The organism is Pseudomonas hefeiensis (genome assembly GCF_030687835.1).
Lineage (GTDB): Bacteria > Pseudomonadota > Gammaproteobacteria > Pseudomonadales > Pseudomonadaceae > Aquipseudomonas > Aquipseudomonas hefeiensis.
In genome coordinates this window covers 4,867,869-4,890,696 of the sequence record NZ_CP117449.1, presented here as the reverse complement: position 1 = coordinate 4,890,696, position 22,828 = coordinate 4,867,869, and the positions used below count along the sequence as shown (strand labels likewise).

The following is a 22,828-nucleotide window of genomic DNA, read 5'->3' as shown; positions in this document are numbered from 1 at the left end:
CACAAGCCTGTGGGAGCAAAGCCTGCTCGCGATGAACGATGACTCGGTTTGGCCTGCTGAGTCGCGGCGTGTTCATCGCGGGCAAGCCTTGCTCCCACAGAGGCTACTGCTCGCCACACGAACTTTTCCGTGCCCTCGCTGCCCATCGCCCCTAAAATAACCGCCAATCCCGATCCGCCCGCCCCGAGGCCGCTTTTTCCATGTCTGTCACCGCTACCCCCGCCCGTCCTGCGCCGGATCACCATGCCCAGTTCATCGAGTTGCTGCAAACCAGCCTTGAGCAAAACGCCTTCATCAAACTGGTGCTGGCCAAGTACGTCGGTGACGAAGCGGACTTGCAACGGCTGATCATCAAGCAGTTGACGGTCAAGGATCAGTCATGCCTGTCCTTCGTTTACCGCTACAAAACCCGCGACATCACCAAGAATTTCCCGCTGGCCGAAGGCGTGGCGACCATCGCCGCGCTGTTGCCAGGGGCGTTCAAGAATGCGCATCTGCTGGCTGTCACCGATGAAGCGCAACTGGAATACAGCAAGAAGGGCAAGAGCTCGCTGTTCAAGAGCAAGCCCCAGCAACTGCGAGAAGTGCCATCGGCCGAGCACAATCGCGAGAAAAACCGCTTCCTCGACCTGAACCGACCGTTCCTGGCGGATTTGGGTGTGACCAACCACAAGCACGAGCTGATCCCGGCGATGTCGCGCAAGTGGAAGCAAATCAACAAGTTCATCGAAGTCTTCAGCCATGCGCTGACATCTTCGCCGCTGGCCCTGGATCAACCGGTGCGGGTGTCGGACTTTGGCTCGGGCAAGGGCTACCTGACGTTCGCCATCCATGACTACCTGCGCAACACCTTGCAGGCTGAAGGGATCGTGACCGGCGTCGAACTGCGAGAGGACATGGTCAAGTTGTGCAACGCAGCCGCCGCGCGGCTGGAGCACCCGGGCCTGAGCTTCCAGCACGGCGATGTGCGCAGCGTCGCGCCGGCTGCGGTGGATGTGATGATTGCCTTGCACGCCTGTGATATCGCTACCGATTACGCGATCCACATGGGCATTCGCTCGGGCGCTTCGATCATCATGTGCTCGCCGTGCTGCCACAAGCAGATTCGTTTGCAAATCCAGAGTCCGGCGTTGCTCAAGCCGATGCTGCAATATGGCCTGCACCTGGGCCAGCAGGCAGAAATGGTCACTGACAGTCTGCGGGCGCTGTTTCTGGAGGCATGTGGCTACGAAACCAAGGTGTTCGAGTTCATTTCCCTGGACCACACCAACAAGAACAAGATGATCCTGGCAGTCAAACGCGCCGAACCGGTGGCCCCGGCAGAGTTGCTGGCGAAGATCCAGGAACTCAAGGCGTTCTACCACATCACCGAGCACTGCCTCGAAACCCTGCTGCGCGCCGACGGTTACCTCGCCTGAGCGACTGGCACATTACCCTGTGGGAGCGAGCCTTTAGGAGCAAAGCTGTGCGAGCAAAGCTGTGGGAACAAAACACTGGGAGCAAACCTGTGGGAGCAAAGCTTGCTCGCGATGAACGATGACGCGGTGCACCTGAAAAACCGCGTCGCCTGAATCGCGAGCAGGCTCGCTCCCACAAGTTGCATTCAGCACCCAGAGATGTGCAGCCCGTCAGGTAATCGCCGCTTATCCCTCATCTACCGACGTACCGGTCTACCTTTAATGCGTTCCCCCTAACGCATCCCCAAAGGAGCCCACCCCATGGCCGCTAAAAAGATCCTCATGCTGGTCGGCGATTACGTCGAAGACTATGAAGTGATGGTGCCGTTTCAGGCCTTGCAAATGATTGGTCACACCGTGCATGCCGTGTGCCCGGACAAAACCGCCGGGCAAACCGTACGTACGGCGATCCACGACTTCGAGGGCGACCAGACCTACAGCGAAAAACCGGGACATCTGTTCGCGCTGAATCATGATTTCGTCGGTGTCGAGGCCGCTGATTACGATGCGTTGCTGGTGCCGGGCGGACGTGCGCCGGAATATCTGCGCCTGAATGAGAAAGTCCTGCAACTGGTGCGTGATTTCGACCAGGCGGGCAAGCCGATTGCGGCGGTATGCCATGGTGCGCAATTGCTGGCAGCGGCGGGCATCCTGGAAGGGCGCGAATGCAGTGCCTATCCCGCATGCGCCCCGGAGGTGCGCCTGGCGGGTGGGACCTTTATCGACCGCGCGGTCACCGAAGGCCACGTTCAGGGCAATCTGGCAACCGCGCCAGCCTGGCCGGCGCACCCGAACTGGCTGGCGGGGTTCCTGACACTGCTGGGCACGGCCATCACCTTGTAAGGCACTGGCAGAACAAGCGCAGCGGGTCTTTACTCTCGGGGATGTCTCAACCGCCCAGGAGAAAGAACATGTCCGGATGGTACGAAGTCAGCAAAAGCAGCAACGGCCAGTTTAGGTTTGTGCTCAAGGCGGCCAACGCCGAAACGATTTTGACCAGCGAACTGTATACGACCCGCAGCGGTGCCGACGGCGGCATCGCTTCGGTGCAGAAGAACAGCCCACTGGCCGAACGTTATGAGCTCAAGATCACCAAGGACGGCCATCCTTACTTCAACCTCAAGGCTGGCAATCACGAAGTGATCGGCAGCAGCGAAAGCTATTCCTCTGACGCCGCCCGGGACAAGGGCATTGCCAGCGTCATGGCCAACGGACCGACGACGGTGATCAAGGACAAGACGCTGGCGGCGCTTTGACAGGACGCCAAAAGTCGAAGGTCAATGTGGGAGCAAGGCTTGCCTGTGATGTAGGTGCTGCGATTGTGCGGGAAACACCGAAGCATCGTTCATCGCGAGCAAGCTTTGCTCCCACAGATAAATTCTCCCACAGATAAATCCTCTCCCCACACGTTACTGTCCGGGCCGCCTTTGCTCTAAACCTCCACCGGCACCGACAGTTGCGGGTTGCCCAGCGGATGAGTCTTGGCATCGAAGAACCGCAGTTCAACCGCCAACCCCTGGAATACCTTGGCGTAATGGCGCTTCTGGTGCTGGATGAACGCCTGGCTGCGGGGGTAGATCGAGATTGCCACGGTTTTCGGCGCGGCCTGGCGCAGGGCGTGGACGATGTGACTGTCCTGCTCGCCCAAGGCATGGCCAAACAGACACAAGTTGTCGCCGTGGTGCAGCAACTGGTCGTAGCAGAACGATAGGTAATCAGAGCTGCGGATGGTCTTGAGCTTGTCCTGGCTCGGGCCTTCATTGACGAACAACGGCACATCGTCGAGGGTCTTGATCGTATTGTTGATGGCGAAACTGCCCAGCAGCGTACCCTCGGTGGACGTGAGTTTGCGCGCCGTGCCGTCCTGGTTGCGCACCAGGTGCAGACCACCGTGCAGGTACAGCAGGCGCGGTTTGTCCGTGGCCACCTGGCTCAGATCGAAACTGTGGTCGCTGCCCAGGAACAGGTCGGTGACGGTCTCGGGCGCATGCTGGATCGCCCAGTAGTTGAGCAGATCGTAGTTGGTGGTGAACACCGTGCGATAGCGGCTCAGCTCCTGGCTAAGCGTCGCCAGGGTCGAGGGTTGTACCAGTCGCCACGGGATATGCACCGCGTGCACGGTGTTGATCAGCGCTTCCTTGATTGCGTAGTAACGATTGCGTGGGGCCGCGGAACTGACGGCCAGCGCCTTGTTGACCCGGCTGGTGGTTTTCAGCGCGCCGAGCACCTGTTCGAAACTGCGGGTCTGCATCGCGTCGAACACGCTCAGTTCCGACGGGCTCAGAGGCTTTTCCTCGACGGTGCGAGCGTTTTCGAACAGCGAGTCATAGCCGAAATCGTCCCACACGGCGCGACTGGCACCGTTCCCCAGCAGCAAGCCGCTGAAGGCGGTGCTGGCGCGCAAGGCACTCCAGTCTTCGAGCCGGGCGTCGTATTCCTGGAAGTCGGTCATTGCGAAAATTATCTCAAAACGTGGTTAAGGCAGGGCGCGACTTTATCACGACCCAGTCTTGAGCCAGATCAAGATGCGCCGTGACCAGTCGGTCATTCTGGTAGCCCTGCCAATCCCGGCCTCTTCCAGGAGATATCTCCCATGAGCAGCACTTTTTTCATTCCCTCCGTGAACGTCATGGGTCTGGGTTGCCTCGACGAGGCCATGACCGCTATCCGCAACTACGGCTTTCGCAAGGCCCTGATTGTCACTGACACAGGGTTGGCCAAGGCCGGCGTCGCCAGCAAGGTGGCCGAGTTGCTGGCGCAACAGGACATCGACTCGGTGATTTTCGACGGTGCCAAGCCCAATCCCAGCATCGCCAATGTCGAGCGCGGGCTGGGGTTGTTGAAGGAGAGTCAATGCGATTTCGTGGTGTCGCTGGGTGGCGGCTCGCCCCACGATTGCGCCAAGGGCATCGCCTTGTGCGCCACCAACGGTGGGCAGATTAGTGACTACGAAGGCGTTGATCGCTCGAGTAAACCGCAGTTGCCGCTGATCGCCATTAACACTACGGCAGGTACTGCCAGCGAGATGACCCGTTTTTGCATCATCACCGACGAGACCCGCCACGTGAAAATGGCGATTGTCGACCGCAACGTGACGCCGCTCATGTCAGTCAACGATCCGGCGTTGATGGTGGCGATGCCCAAGGGATTGACGGCCGCCACTGGCATGGATGCGTTGACTCACGCAATCGAGGCCTACGTATCCACTGCCGCCAATCCGATCACCGATGCCTGCGCGCTGAAAGCGGTCACGTTGATCAGCAACAATTTGCGCCAGGCGGTGCGCGACGGCAACGATCTGACGGCGCGGGAGAACATGGCCTATGCGCAGTTCCTCGCAGGGATGGCGTTCAACAATGCTTCGCTGGGTTTCGTGCATGCCATGGCCCATCAACTGGGCGGTTTTTATGACTTGCCCCACGGCGTATGCAACGCAGTGCTGTTGCCCCATGTACAGAGTTTCAATGCCTCGGTATGTGCTGCTCGACTGACCGACGTGGCCCATGCCATGGGCGCCGATACGCGCGAGCTCAACCCGGAGGAGGGCGCACGCGTGGCCATCGCCGCGATCCGCAGCCTGGCTCTGGACATAGACATTCCAGCCGGCCTGCGGGAGTTGGGCGTGCGCCTCAACGACGTGCCGGTGCTGGCGGCCAACGCTTTGAAAGACGCTTGCGGCCTGACCAACCCGCGGGCGGGGGATCAACGACAGATCGAGGAGATTTTCCGCAGTGCATTTTAAGCGACCCGTGGCGGCATGAACCGCCCGCACAGCAGTGCCGCCACTGCCAACAGCGTGCACAACGCCGCCAGCGGCCAGGCCTGTTGGCTCAACAACAGGCTGGCCATGGCGCCGATCACCGAGGCCATCAGTTGATGCAGAAAACCGCTCAACGCCATGGCATAAGCCCCGGTCACCGGTGAACCCTCGTTGGCCAGGGACAGGCTGATGGGGTAATTCAACGATTGACCGAACACCGCGAAGCAGTACGGCAACCAGAACAGCAACGCGACACTGCTCAGCGCGACGCTCCCCAGCAGCATGGTCGCGCTGCCACCCAGCACCAGCGCAATGCCCCAGCTCATCAGCCGTCGCTGGCCGGTGCGAAGCACAAAGGCATTTACCGCCAGCGCGCCGAACAGGTACGCCGCACTGATCGGCCAGCCCAGCAGGCCGTACTCAATCGCTGACCAATGAAAGCTTTCCTGCAGGATCAGTGGCGCGGCGGTGTTGAACGCGACGATCACGCCGTAGCCCAGGCCACCGGCCAATGCCGGCAGTAAAAAACCTCGGTATCTGAGTATCCTGCCGTACACGCGCCACGCCGATTGCCCGTTGCTGCTTTCTGCCAGCACTGGAAACCCGACCCGGGACACTGCGACCGCCATGGCCAGGCTGACCGCACCCAACCCGTAGAAGATCGCTTCCCAGCCGAAGGCAACCTGGATCAAAGAGCCCAGATACTGACCGATGCCAAGGGCAATCACGAAGGCTATCGAGATCCATGACAGGGCCTTGGCCAGCAGGTCGCCGCTGAAACTGTCACGGATCAATACCCGGGCCATCACCGAGATACCGCTGGCGCCGATGCCCTGAATCAACCTGAGCGTCAGGAACGCCTCCACTGTCGAGCCCAGCGGTAAGGCCAGGTTGCTCAGGCCATACAGCCCCAATGCCGCCAGTAACACCGGTTTGCGTCCCAGACGCTGGCTCACGCTGCCCCACAGCAACATCGGCAGCGCCATGCCGATCAGGTAAACCGACAAGCCCCAGGAAACCCGGGACGCATCGGCCTCCAGATCCCGAGCGATGTCAGGCAGGGCCGGCAAGTAGATGCTCATGCCCAGTTGTGCCAGGAAGACGGTGGTGCAGGTGATGATCAGGGTCGTGCGATTCTTCATCAAGGCGCTCGTTCAAGGACGGATGTCACGCCCGTGTGCCAGCAGCAGATCGGTGATTCGTTCGCAGAACGAGCGAATCACGTTCGTCTCCATGTCGGCGCGCAGGGTGATGCGGATTGCGGCCTTGTCTTGCGGCACAACCGGGAAAAAGACCGCTGAAGTGAAATACCCCAGGTCGGCCAGTTCGACCGCCAGGCTGTTGGACAGGGCTGCTTCACCGCAAGTTACCAGACGGATCGCCATGGCACTGCCGTGCTGTTCGGTGCGAATGAGGCTGTCGAAGAAGCGGATATTAGCCTGCAAACGCTCCTGCAAAGCGCTGAATTCTCGACTTCTGTGCAGGCGGATCGAGGCCATGCCGGCACCAATGGCCGCTGCGTTCAGGCTCTGGGACCAATTGCTCGGCCCTCCATAGCGCTGCACCAGTGCTTTGTGCCGTTCACTGCCAAACATCGCCAGACCGCCACTGGCCCCGAATGATTTGGCCAAGGAGGCGACAATCAGCGTGCGCTCGTCCACGGTGTGCAAGCGTGAACGGACCAGCCCAGCCCCGCATTGCCCTACGGCGGACAACGCGTGGGAGTCGTCCAGATAGAGAAACAGGCCATAGCGTCGTTTGAGATACAACAGGCTATCCAGATCCGCCACCCCACCCATGCTGTAGGCACCGTCGGCCACATACGCCACGTTGCGCTGCCGTTTGCACACGTCCTCAAGGAAATCCATGTCGTTGTGTGGCCCGGTGATGACCTGGGTTTCATCGGCGCAAGCAGCCTTGAGGTGATTCATCGAGTAATGGGCATGCTTGTCAAACACCATGACCGGCGGCCGGTTGTCCGTGAACGCGCCGCTGGCCAGCAATGGCAGGATCCCGGCGCTCGCGGCACTGCATGACAGGGCGCTGAGACAACTGGCGCCAAACAACTCCGACAATTGGGTTTCGTATCGGTCCAGGATCGCCAGCTTGCAGCGATTTTTCGAGTTGGCGACGCGCAAGGTCCCGGTTTCCCACAGGGCCGTCATGGCACCGTCCAGCAACGCCGGATGGTGATCCAGGCCCAGGTAGGAAGTTGTGCAAAAGTGATGAAAGGTTCGGCCGTACTGGTCGACCAGGACGTTGGGTGTCTTGACCTCGACGTTCAGCCCTGAGATTTTTCCGACTTCGGCGCTCCGCCAGTCCTGGTCCGCCAGGGAAATGACCTTACGGTAGTTGGTAAAGCGATGGGTCGGCTGTGCAGTCTGGTTCATGGCGCGATTACATTCCTTGGTTGAGTGGCTGTCCGTGAGTGGTACGACATTTGTATGTTTCCAGACTTTACAGATCGTTATGCGGGGCTTTGAATCGGCCGTTTCCGGCGTGTTTGAGTGTTACCGGAGACTTCTGTGTAGGATCTTGCCTAAGGGGCTGGGCGGGGAATCCATTTGCGCTGTCGGAGCGTGGTAAGGCGCTGTTTTCCCCCTAAGCCCACTGGGTTTGGTTCATCCATATTCTTTCCAAAGGTTGCTCGTCGATGCTCTCAGGCCTCAATCATTTGACACTTGCCGTCACGGATCTGGACCGAAGTGTGGTTTTTTATAGCGAGCTGTTGCAGCTTCGCTTGGAGGCCAAGTGGGACAAAGGGGCCTATTTGTCGCTGCCTGGGCTGTGGTTGTGCCTGTCCCTTGATCCGTTGCGCAATCCCGAGCCGGCGGCGGACTACACCCATTACGCATTCAGCATCAGTGCTGAAAACTTCCCGCTATTGCTGGCGCGCTTGCACGCAGCCCAGGTGGCACCTTGGCGAGACAATCGCAGCGAAGGTGACTCGTTTTACTTTCTCGACCCGGACGGGCACAAACTCGAAGTCCACGTGGGGGACCTGGCGTCCCGCCTGCAGGCCTGTCGGCAGGCGCCTTATGTCGCTATGGAATTTTTCACAGCTCCGTGATCCGTCATCCAGAGCTGGATAAACTGCACGACGCCGAATTTCAACAGGACCGTCCGTCATGACTCCCTCGCTACTATTCACCATCGTTGCCTCCGGCTTCATCTATGGCATCACGCCAGGACCCGGGGTGCTGGCGGTGTTCGGCATTGGCGCGGCGCGAGGGCGGCGGGCCGGGGCGGGGTTTCTCTGCGGGCACCTCTTGGGAGATGTGGTCTGGTGTGGCACCGCGCTGGCAGCGATTGTCGGAGCGCGTGAGATAGGCAGCACGGCTTTTGATGCCTTGGGAGTGCTCAGCGGGCTTTATCTGTTCTGGTTGGGATTGCGCGCCGTTCGTGCTCGCGCGGGCAGCGCCGATGCGCCGCAAGGTCCGGCGCGTCAGCCGTTCTGGCACGGTGTGATATTCGGCCTGACCAATCCCAAGGCATATCCGGTGGCGGTGGCGACCTTCACGGCGTTGCTGTCCAGCCGTGCCGAGCTGCTGCATTGGTCGATGTTGCCCTGGCTGATCGCACTCAGTTTCCTCGGCGGTCTGGTTGCTTACGCTATCCTCATTGGTGTTGTGGGCGCGAGTCGGATCCGCACGTTGTACCAGCGTCACGAACTGACAATCACCCGGTTGTGCGGCGTGATGTTCATAGGGTTTGCCATCAACGCCTTGTGGCATGCCGTTCCGGGCTTGTTGACCAGCAGGACGTAAGACCAACGTACCGACTGTCGCACGTAAGGTTCTTCTCAACGCTGCATTATCGGATGACCACCAGCCCCATGGACACTCGCAGTGGCGCACCGTTGGCCAGTTACATCGACCTTTTGATGGACGCCGTGTGCGCCGTCGACGGGCAGGGGCGTTTCGTGTTTGTCAGCGCCGCTTGTGAGCGCATTTTCGGTTACACCCCGCAGGAATTGATCGGCCAGCCAATGATCGACCTGGTGCATCCGGCCGACCGCCAGCGGACTCTTGAAGCGGCGCGGGAGATCATGGACGGCGAACCCAAGCTCAATTTCGAGAACCGCTACCTGCGCAAGGACGGTCGGGTGGTGCATATTTTGTGGTCGGCGCGTTGGTCGCCGGCGGACCAATTGCGGATCGCCGTGGCCCGGGATATCACCGAACGCAAGCAGGCCGAGTCCCGGCAGGCGGCGTTGTATGCAGTTTCCGAGGCCGCCAACACTGCGGCGGACATGCTGGCGTTGTTCAAACGCATTCACTTGATCATTGGCGAGTGGCTACCGGCGCTGAATTTTTCAGTGGCGCTGTATGACGAGCAGTGCGCGCAGTTGAACTTTGCCTATCACGTCGATGACCTGGAACGACAGCCCGATGTACCGGGCTCGGTCACCAAGCGCCTGTGCGCAGAAGTGATTCGCACTGGCCAACCGATCCTGCTGACGCCCGGTAGCAGTCAGTTGCCATCAGGGTTTTGCGACCTTGTGGCGCAACCGAACGCGCCTTGCTGGCTGGGTGTACCACTGATCTCGCAGAACGGCACGATCGGTGCGTTGATCGTCAAGAGCGCGCAAGACAACCAGCACTACACCGAGCAAGACAAGGAGTTGCTGCAATACGTCTGTGGACAGCTGACTATCGCCATTGAGCGCCAACAATTGCACGCCCGGTTGCAGCGCATGGCTCAGTACGATCAGTTGACCCAGGTGCCAAACCGCGAATTGCTGCGCGAGCGCTTCAAGGCCGCACTGGCCACCGCCCGCGCCGCGTCTGGGTGCATGGCGCTGCTGTATATCGATCTGGATCGCTTCAAACAGATCAACGATACCTACGGCCACGCGGTGGGCGACATGTTGTTGCAGGCGGTGGCCAGCCGGCTCCAGGGCTGTGTGCGCGACACCGATACCGTGGCGCGCATTGGCGGTGATGAGTTCGTCGTCCTGCTCCACAGCGTCCAGGCTTTGGAAGATGCCCATCGCGTGCAGGAAAAAGTCCGTCATGCATTGACCCAGCCGCTGCGCCTGGACGGGCACTGCCTGAGCATCGAACCCAGCATCGGAGTGGCCTGTTTTCCCGAGCACGGCGCCGAAGACGTGGCGCTGTTCCGCCACGCCGACGAGGCGATGTACGCCGCTAAGCGCCAGAATCACAAAGCGTTCGGTATTTGACCACGGCCACCGTTCGTCGTGGCGCGGGACGATTTTCCAAACCTTTCAGTCCGCAACCCTTTCCAATATCAGGTAGGGCCCGCTCGCCGGAAACATTGCCCTGGATCGAACGAAGGCGTCTGGATCGGGTCGCACATGTGGGAGAACCACCAACCTCATCGTCCGTCGAGATGCACCCGATGAAGCCGGAATCGGCCGTATTCGGGACAGACGTTTGTCCAGATCGTTACCGGTGGTTCTGATTCAGTGGCGGGAAATCTGCCGCAACTTTTTAGAGGAGGGCGTGACCATGAGCCGGATGGCCACCTTTTTACGCACCACCAGTCTCGTCGTGCTGATGGGCCTGGGTGTCAACAGTGCCTGGGCACAATCGCCTGCCGAATTCATCAACGATGCTTCGGCCAAAGGCATGGCCGACATCGAGGCCAGCCGTATGGCCCATGGGAAAGCTGAATCCAGGGAGGTCAAGGATTACACCATCATGGTGATCAACGACCGCACCACCGCCAACCAGCATTTGGCCAAGATTGCGAAAAAGCTCGACCTGCCTGTCGCACCCCGGGAGGAAGTAGCCGACAAAGCCAAGGCTCTGATGCCACAAGTGCCGGAAGGCGAGTCGTTCGAGGCTGCCTATGCCGCCAACCAGGTCAAGGCCACCGAGGAAGCCATCGCGCAGATCCAGGAGCAGGCCAAGACCACCGAAGTGCCGGAAATCAAGGCGTTTGCCGACGAAACCCTGCCTAAGTTGCAGACCCATCTCGAAATGGCGAGGGCGCTCCAGGCCAGTCGCTGATTCGCCGCATTGTTTACCTTTAGGACCGGGGCGCTCGCGTCCCGGCTCATCTTGCCCGCCGAAAAGGAGAAGCTCGATGTCCACACGCCGAGAACCTAACCAATACGCGATGCAGAATCCGTTGACCCAATATCCCCGGCCCCCTTTCCCCGACCAGCCACAGTCGCCGCCGGGTATCGATCAGGAGATGGTGCCAAGACCCGATCACGGTGAAAAAAGTTACCAGGGTTTTGGGCGCCTGGAAGGGCGCAAGGCTTTGGTGACCGGTGGCGACTCGGGCATCGGTCGCGCCGCCGCCATTGCCTACGCCCGGGAAGGCGCGGATGTAGCGATCAACTATCTGCCCAGCGAAGAGCGTGACGCCCGGCAAGTCATTGAGCTGATTGAGGCCGAGGGGCGCAAGGCGATCGCAATCCCGGGCGATCTGAAGGATGAAAAATTCTGCGTCCAACTGGTGAACAGCGCCCACGAGCAACTGGGCGGCCTGGATATTCTGGTGAATGTCGCCGGTAAGCAGGAAGCACAGAAAGACATTGCCGATATCACCACCGCGCAATTCGATGACACCATGAAAACCAACATCTATGCGATGTTCTGGATCTGCAAGGCAGCAGTGCCGCTGATGCCGGCAGGGGCGACAGTGATCAATACCGCGTCGATCCAGTCCTACGATCCTTCCGCAACACTGCTGGATTACGCCACCACCAAAGCGGCCATCGTCGCATTCACCAAGGCGCTGGCGGGGCAAGTGATCAGCAAGGGCATACGGGTCAATGCCGTGGCACCGGGGCCGATCTGGACCGTGCTGCAACCCAGCGGGGGACAACCCCAGGAGAAAATTCCCACCTTTGGCTCTCAGGTGCCGATGAAACGCCCAGGCCAACCGGCCGAATGCGCACCGCTTTATGTGCTGCTGGCGTCACAGGAATCGAGCTACATCACCGGGGAAGTGTTCGGTGTGACGGGCGGCAATCCGCTGCCCTGACCTCACGCTTGGTCGCGCGAGTGGCGAACGCTGCTCGCGTGCGCCAGTCTCAGCACTGATTCAGATCGATCTTGTTTTTTGGCTCCAGGCCTTGCTCGGCGCCGAGATTCTTGGCCTCCTTCTCGCCCATGGCCTGGTAGTGCCTTCTCATCGCCTCCAACTGCTTGAGGTCCAGCGATTCCAGCCCGAGCATCGCATTGTGCGCATTCTTGTTCGCTCGTATCAGTTCGTCGACCTTCAGGTGCAGGATGTCGGTATCACGGTTCTGCGTGTTCTGAATCAGGAACACCATCAGGAATGTGATGATCGTGGTCGAGGTGTTGATGATCAGTTGCCAGGTGTCGTTGAACTGGAAAAACGGCCCGCTGACTGCCCAGAGCACCAACAACACCAGCGCCCCCAAAAATGTCTTGGGGCTGCCCGCCCACAGGGCTAGTTTTTGTGCGATTTTTGCGAAGTTCATTGCTGCGTTTCCTTCTGGGATGCACCTGTCTGGTGTGACAGCAACGAAGCGATGAAAATTCTACTTACATTTGCGGCGCAGCCCTAAGTTCATTGACCTGCAAGGCCGTCGCAACCATTTACCGTATTCAGAGGTCACTCCTTAAAGCCCTCAATCAATCGGAGTACACCATGAATCTCACGCGCACCTTTTGTTTCACCTGTTGCCTGTTCGCCCTGCAGGGCTGCTTCGACAACTCGGACAACGAGACCAAGGACAACACCGATGGCACCAAGTCGTCGGTGCAGATGCAGGAGTCCGGTTCGGAGAAAAAATAACCGGCTTATTGCAAAGAACCTGTGGGAGCGAGCTTGCTCGCGGTGGGCAGATCAGCAGGATTGTTCTTGGCTGACATGGCGCCATCGCGAGCAGGCTCGCTCCCACAAGGGATTAGGGGCAGGTTGGGTTTCAACGTCCTTGCTGCAACACCTTCAGCGCCGCCGAAGCGAGAAACCCGGAACGGCTTTTTTCTTCAGGATGGTGCAGCACGTACTCGTCAATACGGTTCAGCAGATAGCCAGGCAAGGTGATATTGAGCTTCTGCGCCTTGCCCAAATACTTGGTCACATCAATGTCCACCAGCGCCCAGGTGCAACCGGTGTATTTAGGATTGGCTGCATGCAAGGTGACTGTATTGGCCGATGGAATCGGCGAGCCGTCCTCAGCCAGAATCTCGAAGTGCCCCTCAATAGCCTCGCGGGCCATCGCCATGGCATCGTCCAGGTCATCGCCTGCTGAAAAACAACCCGGAATATCCGGTACTTCAACACCCCAGGCGTGCTTCTCATCGCCCATGGAAATTGCAATCGGGTAAAGCATGTCAATCGTTCTCCGGGAGTGCAGGGTAACGGGCAAATCGGCTATTCACATCACCTCTGCGTGGTGTTTTTGGTGGTTACTATAACTACTTTATTTTGATGATCAACACTATAACCACCAAAAGTCGGTCAGATTTTCGACTCCGATTGCTTCGTTCTCCTCAATCAGCTTGTCCAAAAGCACTACGATTGCTGCACAAACGTCAGCCGCACCGCAAACCCAATCAAAAGACTCCCAAACAACCACTGCTGCATGCGTTGGGCCGAAGGGGACCGCTGGAGCCAGCGCCCGAGCGCCACGCCCATCAGTGCATAGGCGCTATCAAACAAAAAGCCGACGCTGACCAACACCACCCCGAGGGTCGCAAACTGCCCAAGCACCGGCCCGCCCTGTGGGTCGATGAACTGCGGCAAGAGTACCGAGCAAAACAGCAGCGCCTTGGGATTGAGCAAGTTGGTCAACAACCCGCGCCGAATCGCCTGGCGCCAATGCCGCTTTCCAGCCTCAACGCCGGCACTTTCAAAATTCGGCAACAACGTGGTTCGCAGGCACTGAACGCCAATCCATAACAAATAAGCGGCGCCGGCCAGGCGCACCGCGTCAAAGGTCCAGGGCGCGGTCTTGAACAACACCGAAAGCCCCAAGGCTGCCAGCGCAACATGACACCCCCGAGCGATCCCCAGACCCACTGCTGTCGCCAGCGCCGCGCCCTTACCCTGACGGGCGCCGGTTTGCAGCAGCAGGATCATGTCCGGCCCAGGCAACAGATACACCACCACTAACGCCATCAAAAACAACCAGAGCTCTGCCACACCACACCCCCTGCATCGACGATTTCGGTAGTGCCAGTCTATGGCTGACGGGCAGGGCAGGTGCTTGCGAAGTCAGCTTCTAAAGTTCCTGAAATTGGCATAACCTGCTACATATTCACAAAATTCAATCGGAAACTACCAATTCATGAAGCTGGACGCCTTCGATCGCAAAATCCTCGCCGCGCTGCAACGCGACGGCCGCTTGAGCAACGTGCAACTGGCGGAAGAGATCGGCCTGTCCGCCTCACCCTGCCTGCGCCGCGTGCGGATGCTGGAAGAAGCCGGCGTGATTCGCGGTTACCAAGCCATCCTCGACCGTGATGAAGTGGGGCTCGGGTTGACGATCTTTGTCGGCGTCAAAGTTGAACGGCACAACGACGAACAGGCCGAAGCGTTTCGCCAAGCGGTCACGGCGTTGCCGGAGGTGATTTCGGCGTTTCTGGTGTCAGGCGAATCGGACTTTCTGTTGCAAGTGGTGGTGCCGGACTTGCGCGCTTACGACCGTTTTCTCACAGGACGGCTGCTGAAGTTGCCGGGGGTGAGTGATATCCGGAGTAATTTTGCGATTCATACGGTGAAGACTCCGGGGGCGTTGCCGTTGGGGCATTTGCCAGGGGGCGGCTGATATTGCCGGGTTTACCATTAGGGTCTGTCCGCCAGCACGGACCGCAACCTTGCAAACCAGCAGGGGCATCGGCAGTTTGCGCCACGCCTATGCCGGGAGTGCTTCGAACTGATTCCGGGGATGAGCTGAGCGGGTTTTCGATCTTGTGATCAAGCCGGAGGTGGTGGTATTTGCTATCTCCAGGATTTTGCTGGTTAATTCTTTAAAAAGATCATTTATGATCCATTATCGGTATATTTTTATCCATATAGCTCTTATATGACCATTTTTATGATGAATAGAAGCGTCGTTGCGCGTTGAGGTAAAAAGGGTCATATACGACCACGATATGACAATTTATATCTATAATTGGTCAAATATAGCCATTAACAGATAATTTTGAGGGTGGTCATGTCGTTCATGCACTTGCTCTATTCGCCGGCTGAGATCGCCAGGAATGTTGGAGAGAACGCGAAGACACTCCGTCTCTCTAAAAACCTCTCCCGCAAGACGCTTGCCGAAAAGTCGGGGGTGTCTGAGTCCACCATCAAGCGATTTGAGACGACGGGAGTGGTGACCCTGGAAGCTCTGATCCTTTTGGCCACAGCGCTTGATGAGCTCGCTTGCGTGACCAGGCTCTTCAAGCCTGGGCATCCGAATTCAATTGATGAACTCAAGAATGCCAAGCGCAAGCGGGGGATGAGGTGATGACGAAGGCGTTCAAACGCACCGAAGCGCTGACCGTCTTGAAAAGTGGCGTTAAGGTAGGGGAACTCTTTAAAGCCGAAGGGAGGGGGATCTACTTCGCTTACGATCAGGTTTGGCTCGCCACTGGCTACAATCTGTCGCCGCTCACGATGACCTGGGACGAAAAACCCCAGCTAGCCAAAGACACAAGCCTCTTCGAAGGGCTCCATGGGCCGTTCGCTGATTCCCTGCCAGATGGTTGGGGCGTGCTGCTGATGGACCGATACTTCAACAGCACCTTCGGTGACGGCACCCACCTCACGGTCACCGCCCTGGATCGCCTTGCCTACATGGGCGATCGAGGCATGGGCGCTTTTGAGTATCAGCCGAAGGCTGAAAAAACCGTGCTAGTTGGCCCTGTTGATCTTTGCCAGCTATATGAGGCGTCCATCGAGGTTCAGGAGGGCGAGACCCAAGCGGTGCTCACCAAACTACGGCTTGCCGGTGGTTCACCAGGTGGTGCTCGTCCAAAGGCGATTGTGGCTCTCTCTGCCGATGGCGCTAATGCAACCTCGCCCTTCGGGCCTCTGCCCGAGGGCTATGCACACTGGATCGTTAAGTTCAGAGCGTTGCACGAGCCGGGGGAAACAGGATCAATTGAGTTCGCCTACGCAGAGATGGCGAGGGCCGCCGGAGTGACCATGGCTGAGTCGAGTCTCTTGAACATGCAGATGCCCGACGGCCAGTTTGAGCATTTTTTCGCGACCAAGCGTTTCGACCGAGATGGCGAGCGCAAGATACACATGATGACCGTAGCGGCACTGGTGTATGCGAATTATCGCGCTTTGTCATCCATCGACTACCCCAATCTGCTGAAGCTCACCCAGATGCTGACCAAAAGCTCTGTCGAAGTCGAAAAAATGGCCAGGTTGATGATCTTCAACGCTCTGTCACACAACCATGACGATCACGCGAAGAACTTTGCTTTCCTTTGCCACGATCCCGCAAAGCCTGGCGAAAAGGAGACCTGGACGCTTTCCCCCGCGTACGACGTTACGTTCGCAAACGCTATGGGTGAGCACACCACTGACTTCGGCGGTCGCATTCCCGGTAAACCGACGAGGAAGAGGATCATGGAGATCTGCAGGGATTACAAATACCTCAAAGCCGAGGAGTACATCGAGCAGACCCTGGCCGCGCTGTCAGACTGGAAAGAGGTATTCACTCGATTGAAGATCCCACATAAAGCAGGGGAGCCCATCTTCAACGTCTTGGCGAAGCTGCACAAAGACTTTGAGAGTTAGCGTGCAGTTTCCTTGATTACCCGAAACTCGACGATTTCGGTAGTGCCAGTCTATGGCTGGCGGGGAGGGCAGGTGGTTGCGAAGTCAGCTTCTGAAGCTTATGTAATTGGCATAACCTGCTAAGTAATCGTGAAGTTAAATCGGAAACTGCCAACCCATGAAGCTGGGCGCCTTCGATCGCAAAATCCTCGCCGCGCTGCAACGCGACGGCCGCTTGAGCAATGTGCAACTGGCGGAGGAAATCGGCCTGTCCGCATCGCCATGCCTGCGCCGCGTGCGGATGCTGGAAGAAGCCGGCGTGATTCGCGGCTACCAAGCCATCCTCGACCGTGATGAAGTGGGGCTCGGGTTGACGATCTTTGTCGGCGTCAAGGTTGAACGGCACAACGACGAACAGGCCGAAGCGTTTCGCCAAGCGGTCACGGCGTTGCCGGAAGTGATTTCAGCGTTTCTGGTGTCAGGCGAATCGGACTTTCTGTTGCAAGTGGTGGTGCCGGACTTGCGCGCCTACGACCGTTTTCTCACTGGCCGGCTGCTGAAGTTGCCGGGGGTGAGTGATATCCGGAGTAATTTTGCGATTCATACGGTGAAGACTCCGGGGGCGTTGCCGTTGGGGCATTTGCCGGGGGGCTGAATATTTACGGCGGCTAATCTGCGCCTCGATAAGGATATCCAAGGAATGCATATGTATCGGCTTTACTATTCTCCCGGCGCCTGTTCGTTGGCGGCACATATAATCTTGGAAGAGTTGGGGCTACCCTTCGAATTGGAATTACGTTCTGCGCTCAAAGGCAGCGGGACCCAGACACCCGAATATTTATCGGTCAACCCGAAGGGCCGAGTGCCTGCCTTGCAATCAAGTTCGGGGGATATCGGCGGCGTCGGTGGTGTCCTGACCGAGCTGCCCGCCATTCTGTTTTTTCTCGCTGTCCGGCATCCGGAAGGCCACCTCCTTCCTTGCGAGCCTGGCGCGCAGGCACGTTGTATCGAATGGTTGAATTGGCTGTCGGGCACCGTGCACACACTGGCATACGGACAGATCTGGAGGCCCCAGCGAGTCCTCGACGATCCGTCGTGCTTTCCCGATGTCGTTGCAATGGGCATAAAGAATGTCGAGCGGGACTATGCCTTTATCGAACATCAGTTGAGGACATTACCCGATACTGAAAGCTTCACGATCGTGCATCCCGTGCTTCTGGTGTTCTGGCTTTGGGGTAAATGCATCGGTCTGGATATGAGCAAGAAGTATCCGATGTGGGCACATACCATGAGCCTTGTAATTGAGCGGCCGGCTGTTCGACGCGCGTTGGCCACTGAAGGCATTGATCTGGGCTTGTTTACTTGATTTCCCGTCCATAGTCGCCAAGGAAAGGAGCGTGAAAATGCTGCAAATTCGTCCAGCCAAACGAGGTGACGCGCAGGTTGCTTTTGATATCCGCCTTCAAGCAATACAGCACCAGTGCATGACTGCTTACACGAACGATCAAGTGATGGCTTGGACTTCTGTGCCATTTACGGACGAGTACAGGGCGTGGGTGGAAAAGGACTATCACCTGGCGTTGTTGGATGGGGTTCCCGTTGGGACAGGTCTGATAGATTTCCAAAGCGGTGAACTGGGCGCAGTCTTTGTGCTGCCGCAGTTCATGGGGCAGGGCATTGGTAAACGTATGGTCAGTTATCTCGAGCATCTGGCCCGGGAGGGGGGGCTTGCTGAGATCCATCTTGAAACGACTCTAAACGCTGCAGCTTTCTATCGCCGGTGTGGCTTCACCGCAGGTGCCCAAAGTGTTTACAACTCTCCGTCTGGGCTGCAATTGGCTTGCATACCCATGCGTAAACAACTGATCGATCCAGGTTCTTATGATCTTGCGGGTGTCAACTCGGTTGAAGCGGACACTCAGGCTGGCGGTTAGCAAATGTGCTGCACGATTGGCAATGGGTGATGGACGTCCGACAGATTTTGCTGGCTTCTCAGAAAGCGACGCTGAGGCGGTGGCTCAAACCCTGGAGGGATGATCAATGCTTCAGAACGAGTGCGATAATTTAGAGCTCGATCGAAATGGTTCACAGGCTCAGCACGGCCTGCGGCCTCGGAGGAAAATGAGACATGCCTACACATCGTAGTTATCAAGCAAGCATCGAGCAATTGCATCAAGAGGTAGAGGCGTTAGCCGAAGAGATGAGGCGCCCGACCCCGACCACAATGCGCGTTACGTTGTTGCCGTTCAGCATCGGTGCAGCGTTCGCTCTGATCCTGTTTGCCGTCGTCGCTTTTGTCGCAAAGCATGTTTGATTCTCTATCGCTCAGATACCCGAGGGAGCGGGATAAGCGGGAAACCGTGAAAGGGCGAGCGATATTGATATTCACAAAAAGCCCCGGTGCGTGCGGATTCCACGACACTTGGACACTCAGCCCACGATCATTTGGACACTCGTTCCACGCGCACTTGGACATCTGATCCACGTCCACTTGGACAGGCAGTCGGAGCGCAGCGACGCAGGTTTGCATTGTTAGTCTGAAGTCCCTGCCGTCGTCAATTTCGTTGCGCGCCTGCGCATCGATTCGCCCTTCAGTTCGATCCTATATGCGTTGTGCACCAGCCGGTCTAGGATCGCGTCGCCCAGGGTCGGATCGCCGATCAGTGCATGCCATTTGTCCACCGGCATCTGGCTGGTCACCAGCGTCGAGCGGTTGCCGTAGCGGTCGTCCAGTAGTTCGAGCATGTCGCGCCGTTGCGCTGCGGTAAACGGCGCCAGGCCCCAGTCGTCCAGGATCAGCAAGTCGGTCTTGGCATAACCCACCATCAGTTTCGCGAAGCGCCCATCGCCGTGGGCCAGGCCCAGTTCTTCCATCAAGCGCGGCAGGCGCAGATAGCGCACGCTGTAACCATCGCGGCAGGCCTTATGAGCCAGCGCGCAGGCAAGCCAGGTTTTGCCTACACCAGTCGGGCCGCCGATGATCAGGTTCAGGCCATCGCGTAGCCATTGGCCGCTGCCCAATTGCAGGATCAGCGCCTTGTCCAGCCCGCGCGGGCTGCGGTAGTCGATGTCTTCCAGGCAGGCGTTATGGCGTAGTCGTGCGGCTTTGAGACGCGTAGTCAGGCGGGCGTCTTCGCGCTCGGTCAGCTCGCGGTCGACCATCAGGCCGAGGCGTTCGTCGAAGCTGAGATCGTTGATGTCCGGTGTTGCATGTTGTTCGCCAAGCGCCTTGATCATGCCGTGCAGTCGCAGGGTTTGTAGCTTGTCGAGGGTCGGGTTGGGCAGCATGTTCGTGCTCCTTTTTCAGGTCAGTGGTAGTAGCCGGGGCCGCGCAGATTGATGTGTTCTTCGGGCAGTAACGGCAGGTTTTGCTGGGCAAGAGGTAGCCGTTCCAGGCCTTGGCGCAGGATCGATTCGAGGCTCTTGTAACTGCATGCGCCTAGGGCCAGCGCACGCTGGCACGCGGCTTCCAGCCGCGCTTCGCCGTGCTGCTTGCTCAGGCGCAGGATGCCCAGGCAGGCGCGGAAGCCATGCTGCGGGTGGATTCGGCGTTCGAGGATGTAGGCGATGACACCGGCCGTATTCGGGCCCGTCTGCTCAGCCCAGAGGATCAGCCGTTGCGGTGTCCATTCGGCGTGTTCGCGGTGGCTCTTGGGCATGTGCTCGATCTGGGTGGTGTGGCGGCCTTTATGTGGCGAGCGCAGATGGCTGGCCACGCGTTGGTTGGCGTGGAAGCACTCGATGGTCTGTGCGGTCAGGCGTACTTCGAGTTGGTGTTTCACCAGTTGGTACGGCACGGAGTAAAAATGGCCGTCGACTTCGACGTGGTAGTCGATGTGCACCCGCACTTTTTTCCATTCGGCGTAGATGTAAGGGTGTTCCGGTAGCGGTTGCAACGCCGGTTGGTCGATGGCCTCGAAGGCCGAACGGCGTGAGCCGGGCAGCTTTTTGAAGGGCTTTTGGTTGAGGCGATCCAGCAGCAGTCCGATGGCCGTGTTGAGTTCACCCAGCGAAAAGAACTGCCGATTGCGCAGCACCGCCAGGATCCAGCGCTCGACCACTTGAACACCGACTTCGACCTTGGCTTTGTCCTTGGGTTTTCGTGAGCGAGCGGGCAATACGGCGACGCCGTAGTGCTCGGCCAGATCGCGGTAGCTGGGGTTGATATCGGGCTCGTAACGGTGCGCCTTGGTCACGCCACTGCGCAGATTGTCGGGCACCAGGATCTGCTGCCGCCGAAAAAAGCAAAACAGCGGGCGTGCGAGCCCAGCCAGTCGGGCAGTTTCTGCGACCAGGTGGCTTCGGCGAAGGTGTAGCTGGAGGCGCCGAGGACGGCGACGAAAATCTGGGCCTGGCGGATCTCTCCGGTTCGCCGGTCGATGATCGGCACGGTCTGACCCGCGTAATCGACGAACAGTTTTTCGCCGGCACGGTGTTCCTGGCGCATGACTACGTCGACCTTGGCCGCCCAGAGGCGGTAGTGCTCGCAGAACCAGCTGTACTGGAAGCCTTGCGGGTGCGCCAGTCGATATTCCTGCCAGAGCAAGGCCAGAGTCACGCCGGGGCGGCGCAGCTCGGCATGCGCCCAAGCCCAATCAGGCATCGGCCTTTGATCGCTGGGAACTGTTGGTGCTGGCGGAAACAGGCATCGCTCCAGCTCGGCGTCCGACAATGATGTCGGCCAAGTCAGCCCGCAAGCGTTGAAACGGTGCAGGTAATTGCCGGCACTGCCGCTGCTGATGCGCAGGCTGGCGGCGATCTTGCGCACGGACAGGCCGGCGTCGAACTTTAGGCGTAGTACCTCTCGGATTTTACGCATGGATATACGCTCCACGACGACCTCTTCGCTTCGATAAAAGAGGCCGATGGTAGTGAATAGTCCTGCGTTGCCGCCTGCCTGAGCGTGGGTCGGTTCAGTGAGAAATCACTGTCCAAGTGCTCGTGGAATCAGTGTCCAAGTGGCCGTGGAATGAGTGTCCAAGTCAGCGTGGAATCGCTGTCCAAGTGTTCGTGGAATGGGTGTCCAAATGCGCGTGGAATCCGCACCGGTGCGAAAGCATCGGGGCTTTTTGCTGCCTATCGGATGGGGTTTGCTGGGCCCCCTACGCAACTCTCGGAGTTTGCCTACAAACCTCCCCAGAACTATTCGATATTTTACTTTGACTCGCTGGCCGGAACGGAGACCTCAGTGACCGTCTATCTTCCACCGCTGACCATCGGTGGTCAGGTTTACGATTTTGCTCATCTTGAGCCGTTTACATTCACAGTACAGAGTGATTTGGCGGGACGTGATTTGGGTGTGCACGTCACCTTTTCGAGCCACATGTTTTTTGAGATACGTCGGGCTGCCAAGGATAAGCCTCAGGACCTGAACCTTGTCGTTGAAAGCGCTTATCATCAAACTGACAAACCGCCTCGATTACTGGGCAGGATGGGCTTTATATTGCTGTGCGGTAAGATCCACATGCGGCAGCCGACATCGACCAAGCGTTAGAGACAGAAACGAAAAAAGACGCCGCAGGCGTCTTTTTCGTATTCGGTAAAGCAGATCCAGACACCACTTACGAACCGCCTTGCGCGGTTACGACTTTCGTCGCTGGGAAGCGCTCAATCTCATCTGGTCAGTCGCTTCGATGGGGATGAATCTAGGGAGAATTGCCACGTTCGTCAACCCATTTTCTGCTTGTTAGCGGAGGGCTGACGCGAGTGGGGCATTGCATCTCACTTGACCATCTGGACTGGTGAGCCTTGACTCTGATTATCATCCATCACTGTACCTTTTGGCGTAGTGACTCACGGCCTTTAAGGGCCGAGCGGATAGCCTTCAGTCTGGCGCTACGGTACTGAAGGTTCTGATTGAGCACGTTGATGGTTTTTCGACTGACCGGAACCTTGTAAACAATAGGATCCAGCACTCTGTGCATGTTGGCGATGTGCGGCC

At 58.3% G+C, this 22,828-nt stretch carries 25 protein-coding genes and 1 pseudogene; 18 read left to right on the top strand and 8 right to left on the bottom strand.

What is annotated here, in order from left to right; genetic code table 11:
- Positions 1–200: 200 nt before the first annotated feature.
- From PSH57_RS21940 to PSH57_RS21930, 3 genes are all read left to right on the top strand, one after another.
- The gene (locus tag PSH57_RS21940; protein ID WP_305416103.1) at positions 201–1,418 is read left to right on the top strand and encodes a class I SAM-dependent methyltransferase; all 1,218 of its coding nucleotides are present in this window, start codon (positions 201–203) and stop codon (positions 1,416–1,418) included.
- Between the two features lie 300 nt (positions 1,419–1,718).
- Complete coding sequence (locus PSH57_RS21935) at positions 1,719–2,300, top strand: DJ-1/PfpI family protein (RefSeq protein ID WP_305385513.1); 582 nt, start codon at positions 1,719–1,721, stop codon at positions 2,298–2,300.
- A 68-nt stretch (positions 2,301–2,368) separates the two neighbouring features.
- Positions 2,369–2,713, top strand: a complete 345-nt coding sequence (locus PSH57_RS21930; protein ID WP_305385512.1) for a YegP family protein — start codon at positions 2,369–2,371, stop codon at positions 2,711–2,713.
- A 176-nt stretch (positions 2,714–2,889) separates the two neighbouring features.
- Here PSH57_RS21930 and PSH57_RS21925 read toward each other — a convergent pair whose 3' ends face one another.
- Positions 2,890–3,909, bottom strand: coding sequence for a DUF4917 family protein (locus PSH57_RS21925; RefSeq protein ID WP_305385511.1), 1,020 nt, complete (start codon positions 3,907–3,909; stop codon positions 2,890–2,892).
- A gap of 141 nt (positions 3,910–4,050) precedes the next feature.
- Here PSH57_RS21925 and yiaY point away from each other — a divergent pair, with 141 nt between their 5' ends.
- On the top strand, positions 4,051–5,199 hold the full coding sequence (yiaY, locus tag PSH57_RS21920) for an L-threonine dehydrogenase (protein WP_305385510.1): 1,149 nt from the start codon (positions 4,051–4,053) through the stop codon (positions 5,197–5,199).
- Here the strand turns inward: yiaY and PSH57_RS21915 are convergent.
- Both PSH57_RS21915 and PSH57_RS21910 read right to left on the bottom strand, forming a co-directional pair.
- On the bottom strand, positions 5,196–6,359 hold the full coding sequence (locus PSH57_RS21915) for an MFS transporter (protein WP_305385509.1): 1,164 nt from the start codon (positions 6,357–6,359) through the stop codon (positions 5,196–5,198). The genes yiaY and PSH57_RS21915 overlap by 4 nt on opposite strands.
- Before the next feature lie 12 nt (positions 6,360–6,371).
- On the bottom strand, positions 6,372–7,607 hold the full coding sequence (locus PSH57_RS21910; protein ID WP_305385507.1) for an aminotransferase class I/II-fold pyridoxal phosphate-dependent enzyme: 1,236 nt from the start codon (positions 7,605–7,607) through the stop codon (positions 6,372–6,374).
- Between the two features lie 263 nt (positions 7,608–7,870).
- Between PSH57_RS21910 and fos the strand changes: the two genes are divergently transcribed.
- The 5 genes from fos to PSH57_RS21885 all read left to right on the top strand — a co-directional run bounded on the left by fos (position 7,871) and on the right by PSH57_RS21885 (position 12,180).
- Positions 7,871–8,287, top strand: coding sequence for a fosfomycin resistance glutathione transferase (fos, locus tag PSH57_RS21905; protein ID WP_305385506.1), 417 nt, complete (start codon positions 7,871–7,873; stop codon positions 8,285–8,287).
- Positions 8,288–8,345: 58 nt separating this feature from the next.
- On the top strand, positions 8,346–8,984 hold the full coding sequence (locus PSH57_RS21900) for a LysE family translocator (RefSeq protein WP_305385505.1): 639 nt from the start codon (positions 8,346–8,348) through the stop codon (positions 8,982–8,984).
- A 68-nt stretch (positions 8,985–9,052) separates the two neighbouring features.
- Complete coding sequence (locus PSH57_RS21895; protein ID WP_305385504.1) at positions 9,053–10,402, top strand: sensor domain-containing protein; 1,350 nt, start codon at positions 9,053–9,055, stop codon at positions 10,400–10,402.
- Between the two features lie 289 nt (positions 10,403–10,691).
- Positions 10,692–11,195, top strand: a complete 504-nt coding sequence (locus PSH57_RS21890) for a DUF4142 domain-containing protein (protein WP_305385502.1) — start codon at positions 10,692–10,694, stop codon at positions 11,193–11,195.
- A 76-nt stretch (positions 11,196–11,271) separates the two neighbouring features.
- Positions 11,272–12,180 carry an SDR family oxidoreductase gene (locus tag PSH57_RS21885; RefSeq protein WP_256231834.1) on the top strand — a complete coding sequence of 303 codons (909 nt, stop codon included), beginning with the start codon at positions 11,272–11,274 and terminating at the stop codon, positions 12,178–12,180.
- A 49-nt stretch (positions 12,181–12,229) separates the two neighbouring features.
- Here the strand turns inward: PSH57_RS21885 and PSH57_RS21880 are convergent, their stop codons facing one another.
- Positions 12,230–12,643: a low affinity iron permease family protein gene (locus tag PSH57_RS21880; RefSeq protein WP_256231833.1), complete on the bottom strand. Its 414-nt coding sequence runs from the start codon at positions 12,641–12,643 to the stop codon at positions 12,230–12,232.
- Positions 12,644–12,813: 170 nt separating this feature from the next.
- On the opposite strand from PSH57_RS21880, the gene PSH57_RS21875 reads away from it, so the two are divergent.
- The gene (locus PSH57_RS21875; RefSeq protein ID WP_305385501.1) at positions 12,814–12,960 is read left to right on the top strand and encodes a hypothetical protein; all 147 of its coding nucleotides are present in this window, start codon (positions 12,814–12,816) and stop codon (positions 12,958–12,960) included.
- Between the two features lie 130 nt (positions 12,961–13,090).
- On the opposite strand, the gene PSH57_RS21870 is transcribed toward PSH57_RS21875, so the two are convergent.
- Positions 13,091–13,501 (bottom strand): type II toxin-antitoxin system HicB family antitoxin, encoded by a 411-nt coding sequence (locus PSH57_RS21870; RefSeq protein WP_256231832.1) that lies wholly within the window; start codon positions 13,499–13,501, stop codon positions 13,091–13,093.
- A 182-nt stretch (positions 13,502–13,683) separates the two neighbouring features.
- Positions 13,684–14,313 (bottom strand): LysE family translocator, encoded by a 630-nt coding sequence (locus PSH57_RS21865; protein ID WP_305385500.1) that lies wholly within the window; start codon positions 14,311–14,313, stop codon positions 13,684–13,686.
- Positions 14,314–14,458: 145 nt separating this feature from the next.
- Here PSH57_RS21865 and PSH57_RS21860 point away from each other — a divergent pair, with 145 nt between their 5' ends.
- The 7 genes from PSH57_RS21860 to PSH57_RS21830 all read left to right on the top strand — a co-directional run bounded on the left by PSH57_RS21860 (position 14,459) and on the right by PSH57_RS21830 (position 19,201).
- Entirely contained in the window at positions 14,459–14,938 is a 480-nt protein-coding gene (locus PSH57_RS21860; RefSeq protein WP_047228001.1) for an Lrp/AsnC family transcriptional regulator, read from the top strand.
- 390 nt (positions 14,939–15,328) lie between these two features.
- Positions 15,329–15,625: a helix-turn-helix domain-containing protein gene (locus PSH57_RS21855; protein ID WP_305385499.1), complete on the top strand. Its 297-nt coding sequence runs from the start codon at positions 15,329–15,331 to the stop codon at positions 15,623–15,625.
- A complete protein-coding gene (locus PSH57_RS21850) occupies positions 15,625–16,908 on the top strand; it encodes a type II toxin-antitoxin system HipA family toxin (protein WP_305416100.1) in 1,284 nt (427 codons plus the stop codon). The genes PSH57_RS21855 and PSH57_RS21850 overlap by 1 nt, the downstream gene beginning before the upstream one ends.
- 157 nt (positions 16,909–17,065) lie before the next feature.
- Entirely contained in the window at positions 17,066–17,542 is a 477-nt protein-coding gene (locus tag PSH57_RS21845; protein WP_305385497.1) for an Lrp/AsnC family transcriptional regulator, read from the top strand.
- Positions 17,543–17,593: 51 nt separating this feature from the next.
- Complete coding sequence (locus PSH57_RS21840; RefSeq protein ID WP_305385496.1) at positions 17,594–18,253, top strand: glutathione S-transferase family protein; 660 nt, start codon at positions 17,594–17,596, stop codon at positions 18,251–18,253.
- Positions 18,254–18,290: 37 nt separating this feature from the next.
- Positions 18,291–18,821: a GNAT family N-acetyltransferase gene (locus PSH57_RS21835; RefSeq protein WP_305390453.1), complete on the top strand. Its 531-nt coding sequence runs from the start codon at positions 18,291–18,293 to the stop codon at positions 18,819–18,821.
- 194 nt (positions 18,822–19,015) lie between these two features.
- On the top strand, positions 19,016–19,201 hold the full coding sequence (locus tag PSH57_RS21830) for a hypothetical protein (protein ID WP_305385495.1): 186 nt from the start codon (positions 19,016–19,018) through the stop codon (positions 19,199–19,201).
- Between the two features lie 218 nt (positions 19,202–19,419).
- On the opposite strand, the gene istB is transcribed toward PSH57_RS21830, so the two are convergent.
- On the bottom strand, positions 19,420–20,175 hold the full coding sequence (gene istB, locus PSH57_RS21825; protein ID WP_305385494.1) for an IS21-like element ISPsy14 family helper ATPase IstB: 756 nt from the start codon (positions 20,173–20,175) through the stop codon (positions 19,420–19,422).
- A 20-nt stretch (positions 20,176–20,195) separates the two neighbouring features.
- Positions 20,196–21,706 (bottom strand): annotated as a pseudogene (gene istA / locus PSH57_RS21820) (IS21 family transposase).
- 369 nt (positions 21,707–22,075) lie between these two features.
- Between istA and PSH57_RS21815 the strand changes: the two are divergent.
- On the top strand, positions 22,076–22,381 hold the full coding sequence (locus tag PSH57_RS21815; protein WP_305390452.1) for a hypothetical protein: 306 nt from the start codon (positions 22,076–22,078) through the stop codon (positions 22,379–22,381).
- Positions 22,382–22,828 lie beyond the last annotated feature (447 nt).